Origin of the sequence: Rhodanobacter aciditrophus (assembly GCF_042679525.1) — a bacterium.
Taxonomy (GTDB): Bacteria; Pseudomonadota; Gammaproteobacteria; order Pseudomonadales; family Marinomonadaceae; genus Marinomonas; species Marinomonas aciditrophus.
Genome location: NZ_JBHTMN010000007.1, coordinates 208,482 through 221,546 on the forward strand (window position 1 = coordinate 208,482; position 13,065 = coordinate 221,546).

12 protein-coding genes are annotated in these 13,065 nt (G+C 51.7%); 6 read left to right on the top strand and 6 right to left on the bottom strand.

Translation table 11 applies throughout. From position 1 onward, the window contains the following. Window positions 1–14 precede the first annotated feature (14 nt). A complete protein-coding gene (locus ACFQ45_RS06330; RefSeq protein ID WP_377366151.1) occupies window positions 15–1,481 on the bottom strand; it encodes an NAD-dependent succinate-semialdehyde dehydrogenase in 1,467 nt (488 codons plus the stop codon). A gap of 274 nt (window positions 1,482–1,755) precedes the next feature. Here ACFQ45_RS06330 and ACFQ45_RS06335 point away from each other — a divergent pair, with 274 nt between their 5' ends. Both ACFQ45_RS06335 and ACFQ45_RS06340 read left to right on the top strand, forming a co-directional pair. Continuing rightward, window positions 1,756–2,430 (top strand): GntR family transcriptional regulator, encoded by a 675-nt coding sequence (locus ACFQ45_RS06335; protein WP_377366152.1) that lies wholly within the window; start codon window positions 1,756–1,758, stop codon window positions 2,428–2,430. Window positions 2,431–2,604: 174 nt separating this feature from the next. After that, a complete protein-coding gene (locus ACFQ45_RS06340; RefSeq protein WP_377366153.1) occupies window positions 2,605–4,128 on the top strand; it encodes an aldehyde dehydrogenase (NADP(+)) in 1,524 nt (507 codons plus the stop codon). Between the two features lie 130 nt (window positions 4,129–4,258). On the opposite strand, the gene ACFQ45_RS06345 is transcribed toward ACFQ45_RS06340, so the two are convergent. The 4 genes from ACFQ45_RS06345 to ACFQ45_RS06360 are packed head-to-tail and all read right to left on the bottom strand — an operon-like array spanning window position 4,259 to window position 8,454. Beyond that, on the bottom strand, window positions 4,259–5,281 hold the full coding sequence (locus ACFQ45_RS06345) for an Ldh family oxidoreductase (RefSeq protein ID WP_377366154.1): 1,023 nt from the start codon (window positions 5,279–5,281) through the stop codon (window positions 4,259–4,261). A gap of 28 nt (window positions 5,282–5,309) precedes the next feature. Beyond that, the gene (locus tag ACFQ45_RS06350) at window positions 5,310–6,554 is read right to left on the bottom strand and encodes an NAD(P)/FAD-dependent oxidoreductase (RefSeq protein ID WP_377366155.1); all 1,245 of its coding nucleotides are present in this window, start codon (window positions 6,552–6,554) and stop codon (window positions 5,310–5,312) included. Beyond that, window positions 6,551–7,489: a 4-hydroxyproline epimerase gene (locus tag ACFQ45_RS06355; protein ID WP_377366156.1), complete on the bottom strand. Its 939-nt coding sequence runs from the start codon at window positions 7,487–7,489 to the stop codon at window positions 6,551–6,553. The genes ACFQ45_RS06350 and ACFQ45_RS06355 overlap by 4 nt, the downstream gene beginning before the upstream one ends. Next, on the bottom strand, window positions 7,483–8,454 hold the full coding sequence (locus tag ACFQ45_RS06360; RefSeq protein ID WP_377366157.1) for a dihydrodipicolinate synthase family protein: 972 nt from the start codon (window positions 8,452–8,454) through the stop codon (window positions 7,483–7,485). Before ACFQ45_RS06360 ends, ACFQ45_RS06355 begins: the two co-directional genes overlap by 7 nt. A 208-nt stretch (window positions 8,455–8,662) precedes the next feature. Between ACFQ45_RS06360 and ACFQ45_RS06365 the strand changes: the two genes are divergently transcribed. Then, window positions 8,663–9,019, top strand: coding sequence for a hypothetical protein (locus tag ACFQ45_RS06365; RefSeq protein WP_377366158.1), 357 nt, complete (start codon window positions 8,663–8,665; stop codon window positions 9,017–9,019). 21 nt (window positions 9,020–9,040) lie between these two features. Here the strand turns inward: ACFQ45_RS06365 and lpdA are convergent, their stop codons facing one another. After that, window positions 9,041–10,462, bottom strand: coding sequence for a dihydrolipoyl dehydrogenase (lpdA, locus tag ACFQ45_RS06370; protein WP_377366159.1), 1,422 nt, complete (start codon window positions 10,460–10,462; stop codon window positions 9,041–9,043). Window positions 10,463–10,601: 139 nt separating this feature from the next. Here lpdA and ACFQ45_RS06375 point away from each other — a divergent pair, with 139 nt between their 5' ends. The 3 genes from ACFQ45_RS06375 (at window position 10,602) to aroE (ending at window position 13,047) form a co-directional block, all read left to right on the top strand. Beyond that, window positions 10,602–11,204 (top strand): TetR/AcrR family transcriptional regulator, encoded by a 603-nt coding sequence (locus ACFQ45_RS06375; RefSeq protein WP_377366160.1) that lies wholly within the window; start codon window positions 10,602–10,604, stop codon window positions 11,202–11,204. A gap of 74 nt (window positions 11,205–11,278) precedes the next feature. Beyond that, window positions 11,279–12,202, top strand: coding sequence for an oxygen-dependent coproporphyrinogen oxidase (hemF, locus tag ACFQ45_RS06380; protein WP_377366478.1), 924 nt, complete (start codon window positions 11,279–11,281; stop codon window positions 12,200–12,202). A gap of 41 nt (window positions 12,203–12,243) precedes the next feature. After that, window positions 12,244–13,047 (top strand): shikimate dehydrogenase, encoded by an 804-nt coding sequence (gene aroE / locus ACFQ45_RS06385; protein ID WP_377366161.1) that lies wholly within the window; start codon window positions 12,244–12,246, stop codon window positions 13,045–13,047. Window positions 13,048–13,065 lie beyond the last annotated feature (18 nt).

The following is a 13,065-nucleotide window of genomic DNA, read 5'->3' on the forward strand; positions in this document are numbered from 1 at the left end:
CACTCGGAGCTGGCTTATTTAAGGCCGCCCATACATAGGTATTTGATTTCCACGTACTCATCGATGCCGTACTGGGAACCTTCGCGGCCACTGCCAGACTCTTTCACACCGCCAAAAGGTGCCACTTCGCTGGAGATGATGCCTTCATTGATACCGACCATGCCGTATTCCAAAGCTTCAGAAACACGCCAAATGCGGCCCAAATTCTGGGAATAGAAGTAAGACGCCAAGCCAAATGGGGTATTGTTTGCCATGGCAACGGCTTCTTCTTCGGTAGAGAATCGGAACAGCGGAGCAACAGGGCCAAAGATCTCGTTAGAGAAGATGTCCATGTCGTCTGTTACACCGGTCAAAATCGTTGGTTCAAAGAACTGTGCGCCAGCAGAGGTTAGCTTAGCGCCGCCCGTGATGGCTTTTGCACCCTTGCTCACTGCGTCAGACACCAATGTCTCGACCTTATCTACGGCCGCTTGGTTGATCAGTGGGCCAATAGTAACGCCTTCGCTAAAGCCGTCGCCGGTTTTGAATTCTGCAACGCGTTTCGCAAGTTTTTCAGCAAACGCATCGTACACACCGTCTTGAACCAAGATGCGGTTGGCGCAAACACAGGTTTGACCCGCGTTACGGTATTTAGAAGCAATAGCGCCTTCTACCGCTGCGTCTAGGTCGGCGTCGTCAAACACGATAAACGGCGCGTTGCCACCTAGTTCCATAGAGGTACGTTTTACCGTTTGCGCACACTGGGAAAGCAATAGCTTGCCTACTGGCGTAGAGCCAGTGAAGCTCAATTTACGTACGATTGGGTTGCCCGTCAGAACACCGCCAATGGCTTTTGCATCTTTACCCACAACAACGTTTAAAACACCTGCTGGGATACCAGCTTGTCCTGCAAGCTCCGCCAATGCCAATGCACACAAAGGGGTTTCGTCAGAAGGCTTGATGACAATAGTACAGCCTGCTGCTAACGCTGGGCCCGCTTTACGGGTGATCATGGCGATTGGGAAGTTCCAAGGGGTGATCGCTGCCACCACACCAATGCCCTGCTTGATGGTCAGAACGCGTTTGTCTGGTGCAAAAGAAGGAATCACATCACCGTTTAGGCGACGGGCTTCGTCCGCAAACCAATCAATGAAAGACGCGCCGTACAGCACTTCGCCTTTCGCTTCAGCAAAAGGTTTACCTTGCTCTAGGGTCATCAGCTTGGCGAGGTCTTCTTGGTTATCAAGAATGAGCTGGTTCCACTTGCGTAGAAGCGTGGCACGCTCTTTCGCTGTTTTGGCTTGCCATGCTTTTTGTGCTGCATTGGCCGCTTCCACAGCACGTGTGGTTTCGTCAGCCGCTAGATCCGCTACGTCGACGATGTGCTCACCGTTGGCAGGGTTAGTAACGGCAAAGGTTTTACCTGAATCGGCTGCGACCCATTCGCCATTGATGTAAGACTGGCTTTTTAACAGGCTTGGTTGCGCTAACGTGACTTGCATACAAACTCCAAACTCAAACTTGAGAAATATTGGTACGAGGTTCTATTAACCATAGAAGCAACGTGATGAATGGATAGTAGGAGATCCACCATGGTTGGAAAATGTGAAGCTATCAATGCTTTGTTTGGTGTTGTTCAAACTTTTCCATGGATTTTGCATGGTTGGATTTATCTTTTCCGGAATGGGGTATAATGTCGCCCTATGAGCGACCACGGTCTGTTGCGGGAGAAACCCCCATATACCGTCAATGATTCCATAAATGAGGTGAGTAAAGTTGGCCGCAAAGAGAGCAGTAGTACGTCAAAGTTTGCCCGATGTGATTGTCGAGGATCTACGCAAACGCATCTTGTCTGGAGACTTGGCTGAAGGGGCCTTAATCCGTCAGGAGTTACTTGCTGAAGAATATGATGTGTCTCGTATGCCCGTACGTGAAGCCCTCAAACGCCTAGACGCCGAAGGCTTACTGGTGTTTCAGAATAACCGTGGCGCCACCGTTACCAAGCACTCATTGGAAGAAATCGCTGAGATTTTTGATGTGCGTACCTTATTAGAAGTGGATCTCTTTGCTCGAGCGATTCCCAAAATGACGGACGCTTTGTTCGCCGAGTGCGATGACATCCTTGCGGAAATGAAAGCTTCCTATGAGGCTGGCAATATCGCTGAATGGGGGCCACTAAACGCAAAATACCACGGTTTACTGTACTGCGCAGCAGGCCGACATATGACGGAAAACCTACTCGATCGCGTCACCTTACAAGCCAATCGCTACGTAAGTATGCACATAGATAAGCTGGACAACCGTGACCGTGCCAGTTATGACCACCAAATGCTGCTGGATTTTGCCAAAGCGAGGGACATTGAAGGGGCGACCAAATGTCTGCGCGACCACCTAGTGAGCACTAAAGAGCAAGTGATCGCCTTGGTCGAAGCCACCCGGGCAGCCCAGTAGCCCACTTTCCTGCCATTTTGATTTGAGATAAGCCCGCCAGCGGCTTATCTCCCTGCTATTTGAACCTTTATTTCACCATCTCAGATGACATGTGTCCTAGCCTTGTCTGACATCATGAAATAGTGTTCAATTAAATTGGATACAAAATACATTTATCGTTGGAGTGACCAACCTATGTCTTTCAAACCCCATGGTAAACATTTGATTGCAGGCCAGTGGATCGAATCGGAGCACACTTTTACCTCCTCTCCAGCTCATGGAGAGGCGCATACGTTTTCGAGTGGCTCGGCAGCCTTAGTGGATCAAGCGGTACAAGCGGCCGAAGACGCCTTTTATGAGTTCAGCGGTAAGTCGCGCCAAGCGCGTGCTGAGTTTCTAAACGTCATTGCGGATGAAATCGATGCCCGTGCTGACGCGATCACCGCCATTGGTTCTTCCGAGACAGGTCTGCCAGAAGCCCGCCTACAAGGGGAGCGTGGCCGTACCTGCGGTCAACTGCGAATGTTTGCTCAGCATATTCTAGAGGGTGACTATCTTGATCGTCGTCACGACAGTGCTTTGCCTGACCGTCAGCCGTTACCTCGCGCGGAACTGCGTCTGATGCAACGTCCTATTGGCCCTATTGCGGTATTCGGGGCATCCAACTTCCCTCTGGCCTTCTCAACCGCTGGTGGTGATACCGCCTCAGCATTGGCGGCAGGCTGTCCTGTCGTGGTGAAAGGCCATCCTGCCCATCCAGGTACGGCAGAAATCGTCGCCGAAGCCTTGAAAGCAGCAGTGGAGCGTTGCGGTATGCCAGCCGGTGTGATCAGCGTGATTCAAGACAGCGGCGCTAGCTTTGAAGTGGGTCAAACCCTAGTGGAGCACCCTCTGATCAAAGCCGTAGGCTTCACCGGCTCCCTACGGGGTGGTCGTGCCCTGTATGACTTGTGTGCTGCCCGTCCTGAGCCGATCCCATTCTTTGGTGAGTTAGGTTCTGTGAACCCTATGTTCCTATTCCCTAATGCGGTTGACAGCCGTGGAGAGGCCCTTGCGACAGGCTGGGCGGCTTCTTTAACCATGGGCGCAGGGCAGTTTTGTACTAACCCTGGTGTCGCCGTGCTATTAGCGGGGCCACAGGCGGATACATTTGTTGCCAAAGCGGCTGAGTCGCTTGCATCTGTACCCCCTCAAACCATGCTCACGGATGGTATTGCTAAAGCTTACCGCCAAGGCCAAGCCCAGATAGCAGGCTTATCAGAAGTGCGTGAAGTCGTGGCCACAGAAAGCAGTGATCGTAATGCGACACCCTACTTGTACTCGACCACTGCAGGTGAATGGCTAGCAAACCCTGATCTGGCCCACGAGGTGTTTGGCCCATTAGGCATTGTGGTCTTGGCCTCCAGTGTGGGGGAAATGCTGCAAGTAGCGAAAAACCTAGAAGGCCAGCTGACCTGCACCTTGCATCTTGACGATGCAGACGTAATTGAAGCTCAGCAGTTCATGCCGGTATTGGAGCGTAAAGCTGGGCGTATCCTAGCGAATGCCTTCCCTACAGGTGTGGAAGTCTGTGACAGCATGGTTCACGGTGGACCTTACCCAGCGTCGACGAACTTTGGCGCTACTTCAGTGGGCACCATGGCGATTCGTCGCTTCCTGCGTCCGGTGTGTTACCAAGACATCCCTGACATGCTGTTGCCAAAAGACCTTGCTCAATAACCGAGTCCCCTGCCGTTAGGCAAATATACGTTATTAGGCAAAATAAAAGCGGTGTTGGTTGTCCAACACCGCTTTTTTGTTGCCCCTTCCATTCCTACCTTTCCAGAGCAACGAACCTTGTAAGCACTCTTTAACTAGGCTTTTTCAGCTTGAGTAAGTCTTCGTAGAGGGCTTTAGGGATGTCAACGGAGCCTTTGGCTTGGTTGGCTGCCTGGGCTGCTTGACGGCGTTGAGATGGCAGGCGAGCTCCTTGATCGATAACGTCTGCGAACAGGCGCTCAGCCCGTTCGCTGTTTTCAGCGGTTCGGCCTCCACTGAGTAAATTTGGATCGAAGGCTAGGATGATCTCCCCATGGTATGGGGCTTCTGGCTTGCCTTCGGCAAAGTCCATGCTCTCTTTACTGGTCAAATCATCGATCAGTGGTCCTGCCATTAATTCAATCATCAAGGATAACGCTGAGCCCTTGTGACCGCCGAAGGTCAGCATGGCTCCGTCCATGGCGGCAGCCGCGTCCGTAGTAGGTTGTCCTGCTTTATCGATGGCCACCCCTTCTGGAAGAGGCTTACCAGCACGGCGGTACAGCTCGATTTCACCTCGAGCAAACTGGCTGGTAGCGAAATCAAAGGTGAATGGCGCCTGGTTAGGTCGTGGCCAGCTGAAGGCAAAGGGGTTGGTCCCCAATAGACCGCGACTGCCACCTGCGGGGGCGACCCAGGCGTGACTTGGCAACATGGCCATGCCCGCAAGACCTGCGGCTGACAGCATTTCAACTTCTGGCCACAGGGCAGAAAAGTGGAAACAACGATTAATCGCTAAGGCGGCTACGCCGTTCTTTTTTGCTTTCTCGATCAATAGCGGCATGGCGGCACGCAATGCCAGTAACGAGATGCCATCGTTCGCATCGGCACGTACCACAGACGGCGCGGCATCAATGATGGTGGGTTCGGATGTGCCGTTCACACGACCAGAGCGAATGCTTTCTACACACATGAACAGGCGATACAAGCCATGGGAGTGGCAATCTCCAATCTGGTTGGTATAGATGATATCGGTAATGGCTTGGGCGTGTTGTTCGTTGAAGCCATTGCTGATCAAGGTTGATTCACTCAGCTCGCGAACTTGGTTAAGGCTAAGGGTAATCGTATCGCTCATGATGGTCTCCATAGTGGTGGTCACAGCATTAAAAGCGCTGTGCTCGGTAAGGTTGGGTCGAAATGCTCGGGTCTCGGCCTTGGATCAGGTCGGCAATGAGCTCTGCTGTGCCAGCAGATTGTGTTAAGCCAAGGTGGCCGTGGCCAAAGGCATAGAGTACTTGCTGGCTATTTTTAGCGAAGCCGATTACCGGCAAGCTGTCGGGCATAGATGGACGAAACCCCATCCATTGTTGGCCGTGTTCGACGTTTAACTCAGGCAGGAAGTCCTTAGCCTTTTTCAGCAGTACGTCGGCACGTTTGTAATTGGGGGCAAGGTGTAATCCGCCCAGTTCTACGGCTCCCCCTACGCGCACTCCGTCCCCTGCTTTGGTGACGACAAATCCATGATTACTAAAGGTAATGTGGGTTTTCAGCTCAAACGCACCCTTTGGTAAGGTGGTGTTGTACCCACGTTCGGTATCCAATGGCACACTGTCCCCTAATTGCGCGGCGAGCGCCTTAGACCAAGCTCCTGTGGCGATGACCACATGTTTGCCTTGCAAGGTCGAGGTATCAGTGACGATCTGCACATGATCCGATTGGGGGGTGATAGCCGTGACTTTCTGTGTAGTGATCTCTCCACCAAGATCCGTGAACCCATTGGCGAGATGTTCTGTCCAGGTTTTCGGGTGTACCACGTTTTTCCATTCAGGCGTGTAACCTGCGTGGGTAAAACGGGGGGCGATTCCCGGTTGGATCTTGGCAATGGCCTCTGGGCTTTCTAGTAGTTCAAACTTTACCCCATGGGCTTTGCGCACTTCCCAGCTGGCCATGGCGGCTTGAAATTCCTCCGCACCTTCATAGAGTTGCAACTGACCTTCACGTCGGATGAGGTGCTCACCATTTACCTGTTGTATTTGGCGCTCAAGGGCCTCTTTAGAAAGTGCCATCAGGTCTGCTTGGGCTTTGAGGGCAGCAGCGTAGCGATCTTTCCAGCTTGCGCGCCAAAAATGCAGCATCCAAGGCAGGATCTTTAACCCATAGGCAGGACGAATGGAAAGCGGCCCTAATGGATCCAGTAACCATTTTGGGGCTTTGCGCATAATCCCAGGGGTCGCCAAGGGGATCACATCAGCAAAGGCAAAAGCCCCTGCATTACCCGCAGAGGTTTCCGCTGCCACGCCCTTGCTGTCCACGATGAGTACTCGCTTGCCTTCTTGTTGCAACTTCAGTCCCGTGCTCACACCTATGATGCCAGCTCCGATGACGATGACATCGTATGTCTGACTCATAGCTGCACACCGTGGCGCAGAGGGTCCGTTGGGTTGACGACTATGTTGGCTTCCCGGGTGATAAAGGCTTGGCCTGTAATCGATGGGATAATGCCACCTGGTTTGCTGCCCAGTTGGTAGCTTAAGGTGTAGCCACTGCCAATGGTGCTTTCTTGGTAAATGGCTTCTCCAGGGGCAAGACGCTGGTCTGCCGCTAGGCATGATAGACGTGCGGAGCTACCGGTGCCGCAAGGTGAGCGGTCATAGGCATCGTCTGGACACAGGACGAAATTGCGAGTGTGGCCTTTGTCCGTTAGGGCTGGACCATAGAAGACGATATGATCGATGATGCCACCGTTTTCCCCTTCAATGCCATGGGCATAGATGGTCTCTCGAACCTTGATGCCAATTTCCGTAAGGGTGCGGATATTGCTCGGCAGCACAGGGGTTGGGCTGTCATCTACAATGAAAAACCAGTTGCCCCCATAGGCGATGTCTCCAACCACTTTACCTACGCCTTCGACGTCCAGCTCGACGCCTTTCTTAAAGCGGTAACTCTCGATGTTTTGCACCGTAACGGTATTTTTATCCGTCAGAGTGACTTCTACGATACCTACTGGGGTTTCGATCTTGTGGGTGCCCACATCGATCTTACCAATATGGGCCAAGGTGGCGGCTAGGCCAATGGTGCCGTGGCCACACATGCCGATGACAGCGGCAGCATCAAAGTAAATAACGCCGGTGACACAGCTCGGGTCTGTGGGCTCTACTAAGAGCGCCCCGACCATGGCTTCCTGACCGTAGGGTTCTACCACTAGAGAGCGGTAAAAGTCTTTGTGTTCCGTTGCAAGACGTTTGGCCCGTTCAGACAAAGGCCCTGATCCAAGATCAGGGCCTCCTTCTAACACAACTCGGGTCGGCTCGCCTTCGGTATGGCTATCGACAACTTTTAGCATTCCGTTACCTGCATAGTAGTAAGTACTCCGCCTTGTTTTGACCAATCAGCGAACCACGCTTTAAACAATGAGTATTGTTGTTCACAGTAATGGCGCTGGGCATCGTTTAATTCATCTGTTTCATTGAAATGTAAGCGATACTCTTCTTCACCGTTTAGTACAAGTAGATATTTGAAGAACAGCACCAATTCTGGGCCTTCGTCAAAGCTGGCCAAAACGCTGAAGGCTTCTTCCAGCTCTTTTGCGCGAACGCGTGCTTCCGCGTTGCCGTTTGCCGCCATGCGAGAAAGGTTCGCCAGTAACAAGACTTCTTTTGGCAATGCCGTACCGATACCCGTGATGGCACCGACGGCACCACAGTTAACGAAACCGTGGAACACAGCCGTATCAACGCCCACCATCAGTAAGACATCGTCGTCTTTAGAAGTGATGTTTTCCGCAGCGTAACGAAGATCCGCATCACCGCCGAATTCTTTAAAGCCGATCAGGTTCGGGTGTTCGGAACGCAGGCTAAAGAACAAATCAGCACGGGTTGCGAAGCCGTAGACAGGGCTGTTGTAAATGATCGCTGGCACATCTGGCGCGGCTTCCAAGATGGCTTTGAAGTGATTACGCTGAGCTGCAATCACAGAGCCGCGAGACAAGACACGTGGGATCACCATCAGACCCGCTGCACCGACTTTTTGAGCGTGTGCTGCGTGGGCCACAGCGGATTTAGTGTTGATAGCACCGGTACCGACCACCACTGGGATACCTGCTTTGACAAGGCGCTCTACCCCTTCCATACGCTCTTCATCGGTCAGCAGTGGCCAGTCACCCATGGAGCCACAGTACACAACAGCGGACATACCGGCGGCGATCATTTCATGGCCTTTCTTTACCAGTGCGTCGTAATCAGGCGTGCGATCTGCTTTGCACGGAGTCATTAGAGCTGGCATTACGCCGTTGAATACTTGTGTGTTCATAGGGATAGATCCTCAATGACGTTAATATGTAGTTTGGATACAAAATACAATCTGATTTTTAAAGAGTCAATCACCTTTCAATAAGTGGGTAAATTAATCCCGAAAATAATGATGAACGGGGGGCCACTAAGCAAAATAAACTCATGTCCTAGGCAGTGCTGGTAGGAGATACTATAGGCCAACGACAAGAATTCGCTGGGAGCGTGTGGTGAGCTATTTCAACCAATTTCTAAGCCAGTGGCAGGCCCATCTCAAACAAGAAATGCGTGCCAATGGGCTGGAATATCAAGAGTCAGCGGAACCTGAGTACGACGAGGTGCGCACGAATACCTTGGTGTATTTGCAGTCTCTAAGGCGTTTGTCCCCGGACTTGGCCGGGGTAAATGGAGAGCAGCGGGACAGTGTGGCTTGGCGGATGCTGGAACAGCAATTAAAGGGCTTTGCCCGTAAGGCAGATCGAGGCGTATTGACACTCGCCTCGAAACTGCACATGAATGAAGAGCAAATCGTCATTCGTCTTAACTTTCGTTATGACCCTGAGCAGCACATTATTTATGTGAGCTGAGCAGGTCACTGCCGAATGTCCTTAAGCCCTGCCGGATGGTTGGCGTTTCACCGCCTGTTTATTAGGTAAATCCGTAATAGTGCCTGCCCCCACTTCTGCCGCAAGTCCCACGGTCTCGTGCAGGCTCGGGTGGGCATGAATGGTTAAAGCGATGTCTTCTAAGGTGGCGCCAAATTCTATGGCGAGAGTTAATTCCCCGAGCAATTCCCCCGCGTGGGCCCCAACAATGCCTGCGCCTAATACGCGCTCTGTTTCTGGGTCATAAATCAGCTTCGTTTTACCTTGGGTGACGCCAGACGCTATGGCGCGACCGCTGGCACTCCATGGAAAGGCTGCGGTTTTCACCGCAATACCTTGTTGTTTGGCAGAGGTTTCGGTTAATCCCACCCAAGCGACTTCCGGATAGGTGTAGGCAATGGAGGGTATGGCCAAAGGTTGGAAGTCGACAGCTTTGCCGGCAATCACTTCTGCGGCCGTGTGCCCCTGATGGGATGCCTTGTGAGCCAGCATAGGTCCGTGGGTCACATCGCCAATGGCGTAGATGTTTGGAATTGAGGTTTGGCATTGGTCATTGGTTAAGATAAACCCACGTTCATCCAGTTTTACGCCAATCTCTGGGATGCCTGCATTTCGGCCATTAGGCGTACGCCCGACTGCTACCAAGACAGCATCCACATTGAGAGTTTGCTCTCCATGGGCGTCTTTTAAACGGACTTTGAGCGTGTCAGGAGTGGGCTCTACGGCGGTCACTTGGGTCTGAGTTAAAAAGTCCATGCGTGACTTATTGGCTTTTTCGAATACGCGCACTAAGTCTTTATCGGCTCCGGTCATGATCTGGTCGCCCAGTTCCGCGATGGTGATTTGTGCTCCAAGCGACTGGTAAACAGTGGCCATTTCTAAGCCAATAATGCCGCCGCCAATGACCAGCATGTGTTTTGGGATGCGCTCTAATTGTAGCGCGCTGGTGGCATCTAAAATGCGCGGATCCTGATAGGGAATAAAAGGCAAACGAATCGCCCGAGAGCCGACCGCGATGATGGCATGCTTAAACTCAAGTCGCTGTTCTGTATCGCCTTTTACGACAATGGAGTGACTCGAATCAAACTGACCTTCTCCATGGAACACTGCCACATGACGCCCTTCAGCCATGAGCTTTAAATTCCCCGTTAGAGTATCCACGGTGCTTTGACGGTGATGACGAATCGCCTCTAGATCAATCATTGGCTTGGCAAATTGAACCCCATGGGAAGGCGCTTCCGCTTCTAGAATTTTCCCTGCCACGTGCAATAGGGCTTTTGAGGGGATGCAGCCAACGTTTAAACAAACGCCGCCTAAGTTGTTGTGGCGCTCAATCAAAGCCACGGACAGTCCCAAGTCTGCTGCACGAAAGGCCGCCGCGTACCCCCCTGGACCACTGCCTAAAACCACTAGATCGTAAGTCATTTTCTGATCCCCTCTGTTAAAAAATAGCTGGTCGTGAGTTATTTATCTATCACTAGGTAGGTGGAATATAGCTTGTGTATTTCAAACTGGTCAATAAAATATCTATCAGTTGATAGGTAAGAAAAAAGGAAATCACCCCATGGAAATGAATTCTGTCGTGGAGCCCGTTGCTAAGAAGCAGAACCCAACCAAGCTGGCCTTGGTGGACGCTGCGGAGCGCTCCATTTTAAAAAATGGTTATAAAGCCATGAGTTTCAGGGACTTAGCGGAAGAAGTTGGCATCAAGAGTGCCAGCGTTCATTACCACTTCCCCACTAAAGGGGATCTGGTAGCACAGGTGATGCGTCGCTACCGTGAGGACTTTGCCGAACGTTTAACCCTTCCGAAAAAGAAACGTAGCGCGGCGCAAAAGGCGCTGAATAAGTTCATCGATGGGTTTAAGGCCCAAGTGGTGGATCAAGACAATATGAGCATCTGTACCATCTTGATGGCGGAAAAATCCTTATTAGAAGAAGAAGCGAAAGCCGAAGTGGCGGCGTTTTATGACCTGAAATTGGAATGGCTCAGCACGGTTGTATCCTACATGAGCCAAGAGTGGATCACGTCGGAAGACGCCCACAGCTACGCCAGCCAGATCCTGGCGAGTCTCCACGGAGCTTCGGTTTTGGTGAAAGCCACTGGCAATCCGGAGCTGTTTGAGCATGCCGTTGCCCCTTGGCGCGATTTGAGTAACCGCTTTTAGTTCAGGGTTGCGTGCTTCGATGTTAGACTCTTGAGCCTTGCATATCAGATTGGATCAGGAGTCTTGTTTTGTCCATGCTCACCGAGGAAAAGATCGCGTCCGTTAAACACTTTTTGATGGATCTCCAAGACCGTATTTGCCAACGTTTGGAAGCCTTTGAGCCTGAGGCGCGCTTTCACGAAGATGCTTGGCAGCGAGAGAACGGCGGTATGGGCCGGACCCGCGTGATCACAGGTTCCGTGATCGAAAAAGGCGGTGTGAATTTCTCCCATGTATACGGTGACAAACTCCCTCCTTCCGCGACCGCTGACCGTCCAGAACTGGCCGGTGGTAGCTTTGAAGCCATGGGCGTGTCCCTTGTGATTCACCCCTCAAACCCTTATGCCCCAACGTCCCACGCCAATGTGCGCTTGTTTGTCGTACACAAAGAAGGCATGGAACCCGTATGGTGGTTTGGTGGAGGTTTTGATCTGACCCCTTATTATGGCTTTGAAGAAGACTGTATCCAATGGCACCAAGCCGCGGCCGATGGGCTTGCCCCTTTTGGTAAGGACTATTATGACCGCTTTAAACGCTGGTGTGACGAGTACTTCTTTTTGAAGCATCGCCAAGAGCATCGCGGTATTGGCGGCGTGTTTTTTGATGATTTCAACGAATTATCCTTCGATGACAGCTTTGCGTTGATGCAAGCGGTTGGCAATGGCTATATTGACGCCTATGAGCCGATTCTCGCGAAGCGCAAAGACCACCCATTTGGTGAGTCTGAGCGAGATTTCCAGTTGCATCGTCGTGGTCGCTATGTGGAATTTAACCTAGTGTTCGACCGAGGAACCCACTTTGGTTTGCAAAGTGGTGCTGGGCGCACAGAATCTATCCTGATGTCGTTGCCGCCAGAGGTGAAGTGGAGCTATGGTTATGAGCCTGAGGCAGGCACGCCAGAGGCATTACTAACGGATTATTATTTAACGGGACGTGACTGGCTAAACCGCCAAGGCTAATTCCCAACATCTTATCTGCCAAAAAGAGTTAGAGGTTCAAAGTGGATTTATACGCTGTTATTGGAAACCCCATCGAACACAGTCGGTCGCCTGAGATTCATCACGCGTTTGCCGTACAAACCGGTCGAGACGTGAAATATGTCAAGATGCTCGGGGATCTGGATAATTTTGAACAGCAGGTACGCGACTTTTTTGCTGACGGCGGCCAGGGCATGAACGTGACAGTGCCTTTCAAACAGCGTGCTTTTGATATGTGTGACAAGCTCAGTAAACGCGCCGAACAAGCGGGTGCTGTGAATACCCTAGTGATGGGTAAAAACGGCGAGCTATATGGGGATAACACTGACGGTGCGGGCATGGTGCGTGACATCGTCAAAGTACAAAGCCAGCCAATGAAGAACAAACGTATCCTAGTGATTGGCGCTGGTGGCGCGGTACGGGGGGTGATTGGTCCGATTCAACTGCAAGAGCCTTACTCCTTAACCGTGGTGAACCGTACCCTAGAGAAAGCAGAAGAATTGGCGCGCCAATTTAACTGTGATTACGCCAGCTTTGACTCCGTTAAAGGGCCTTTCGATATCATTATAAATGGTTCTTCCGCGAGTTTGGGTGGTGATTTGCCTCCGTTAAAAGACAGCTTATTGAACAGCAACACCTGGGTCTACGATATGGTGTATGGCACCAAGCCGACCGTGTTTATGCAGTGGGCCCTTGAGCGTGGTGCCAGCGGCTCTGATGGCCTTGGCATGTTAGTGTGCCAAGCGGCCGAAGCGTTTTTCTTGTGGCAGCATGTGCGTCCGGAACAAGCGCCAGTGATCGAGCAACTGCGTGCCGAAATGAGTTAATTGGATCGTTTTACGAGG

Excerpts from the sequence above, each read along its gene's own strand:
- ACFQ45_RS06375 (WP_377366160.1), top strand. The coding sequence starts at position 10,602 with ATGGAAATGAATTCTGTCGTGGAGCCCGTTGCTAAGAAGCAGAACCCA.
- hemF (WP_377366478.1), top strand. The coding sequence starts at position 11,279 with ATGCTCACCGAGGAAAAGATCGCGTCCGTTAAACACTTTTTGATGGAT.
- ACFQ45_RS06355 (WP_377366156.1), bottom strand. The coding sequence starts at position 7,489 with ATGCTAAAAGTTGTCGATAGCCATACCGAAGGCGAGCCGACCCGAGTT.
- ACFQ45_RS06350 (WP_377366155.1), bottom strand. The coding sequence starts at position 6,554 with ATGAGTCAGACATACGATGTCATCGTCATCGGAGCTGGCATCATAGGT.
- ACFQ45_RS06360 (WP_377366157.1), bottom strand. The coding sequence starts at position 8,454 with ATGAACACACAAGTATTCAACGGCGTAATGCCAGCTCTAATGACTCCG.
- ACFQ45_RS06345 (WP_377366154.1), bottom strand. The coding sequence starts at position 5,281 with ATGAGCGATACGATTACCCTTAGCCTTAACCAAGTTCGCGAGCTGAGT.
- ACFQ45_RS06330 (WP_377366151.1), bottom strand. The coding sequence starts at position 1,481 with ATGCAAGTCACGTTAGCGCAACCAAGCCTGTTAAAAAGCCAGTCTTAC.
- ACFQ45_RS06340 (WP_377366153.1), top strand. The coding sequence starts at position 2,605 with ATGTCTTTCAAACCCCATGGTAAACATTTGATTGCAGGCCAGTGGATC.
- lpdA (WP_377366159.1), bottom strand. The coding sequence starts at position 10,462 with ATGACTTACGATCTAGTGGTTTTAGGCAGTGGTCCAGGGGGGTACGCG.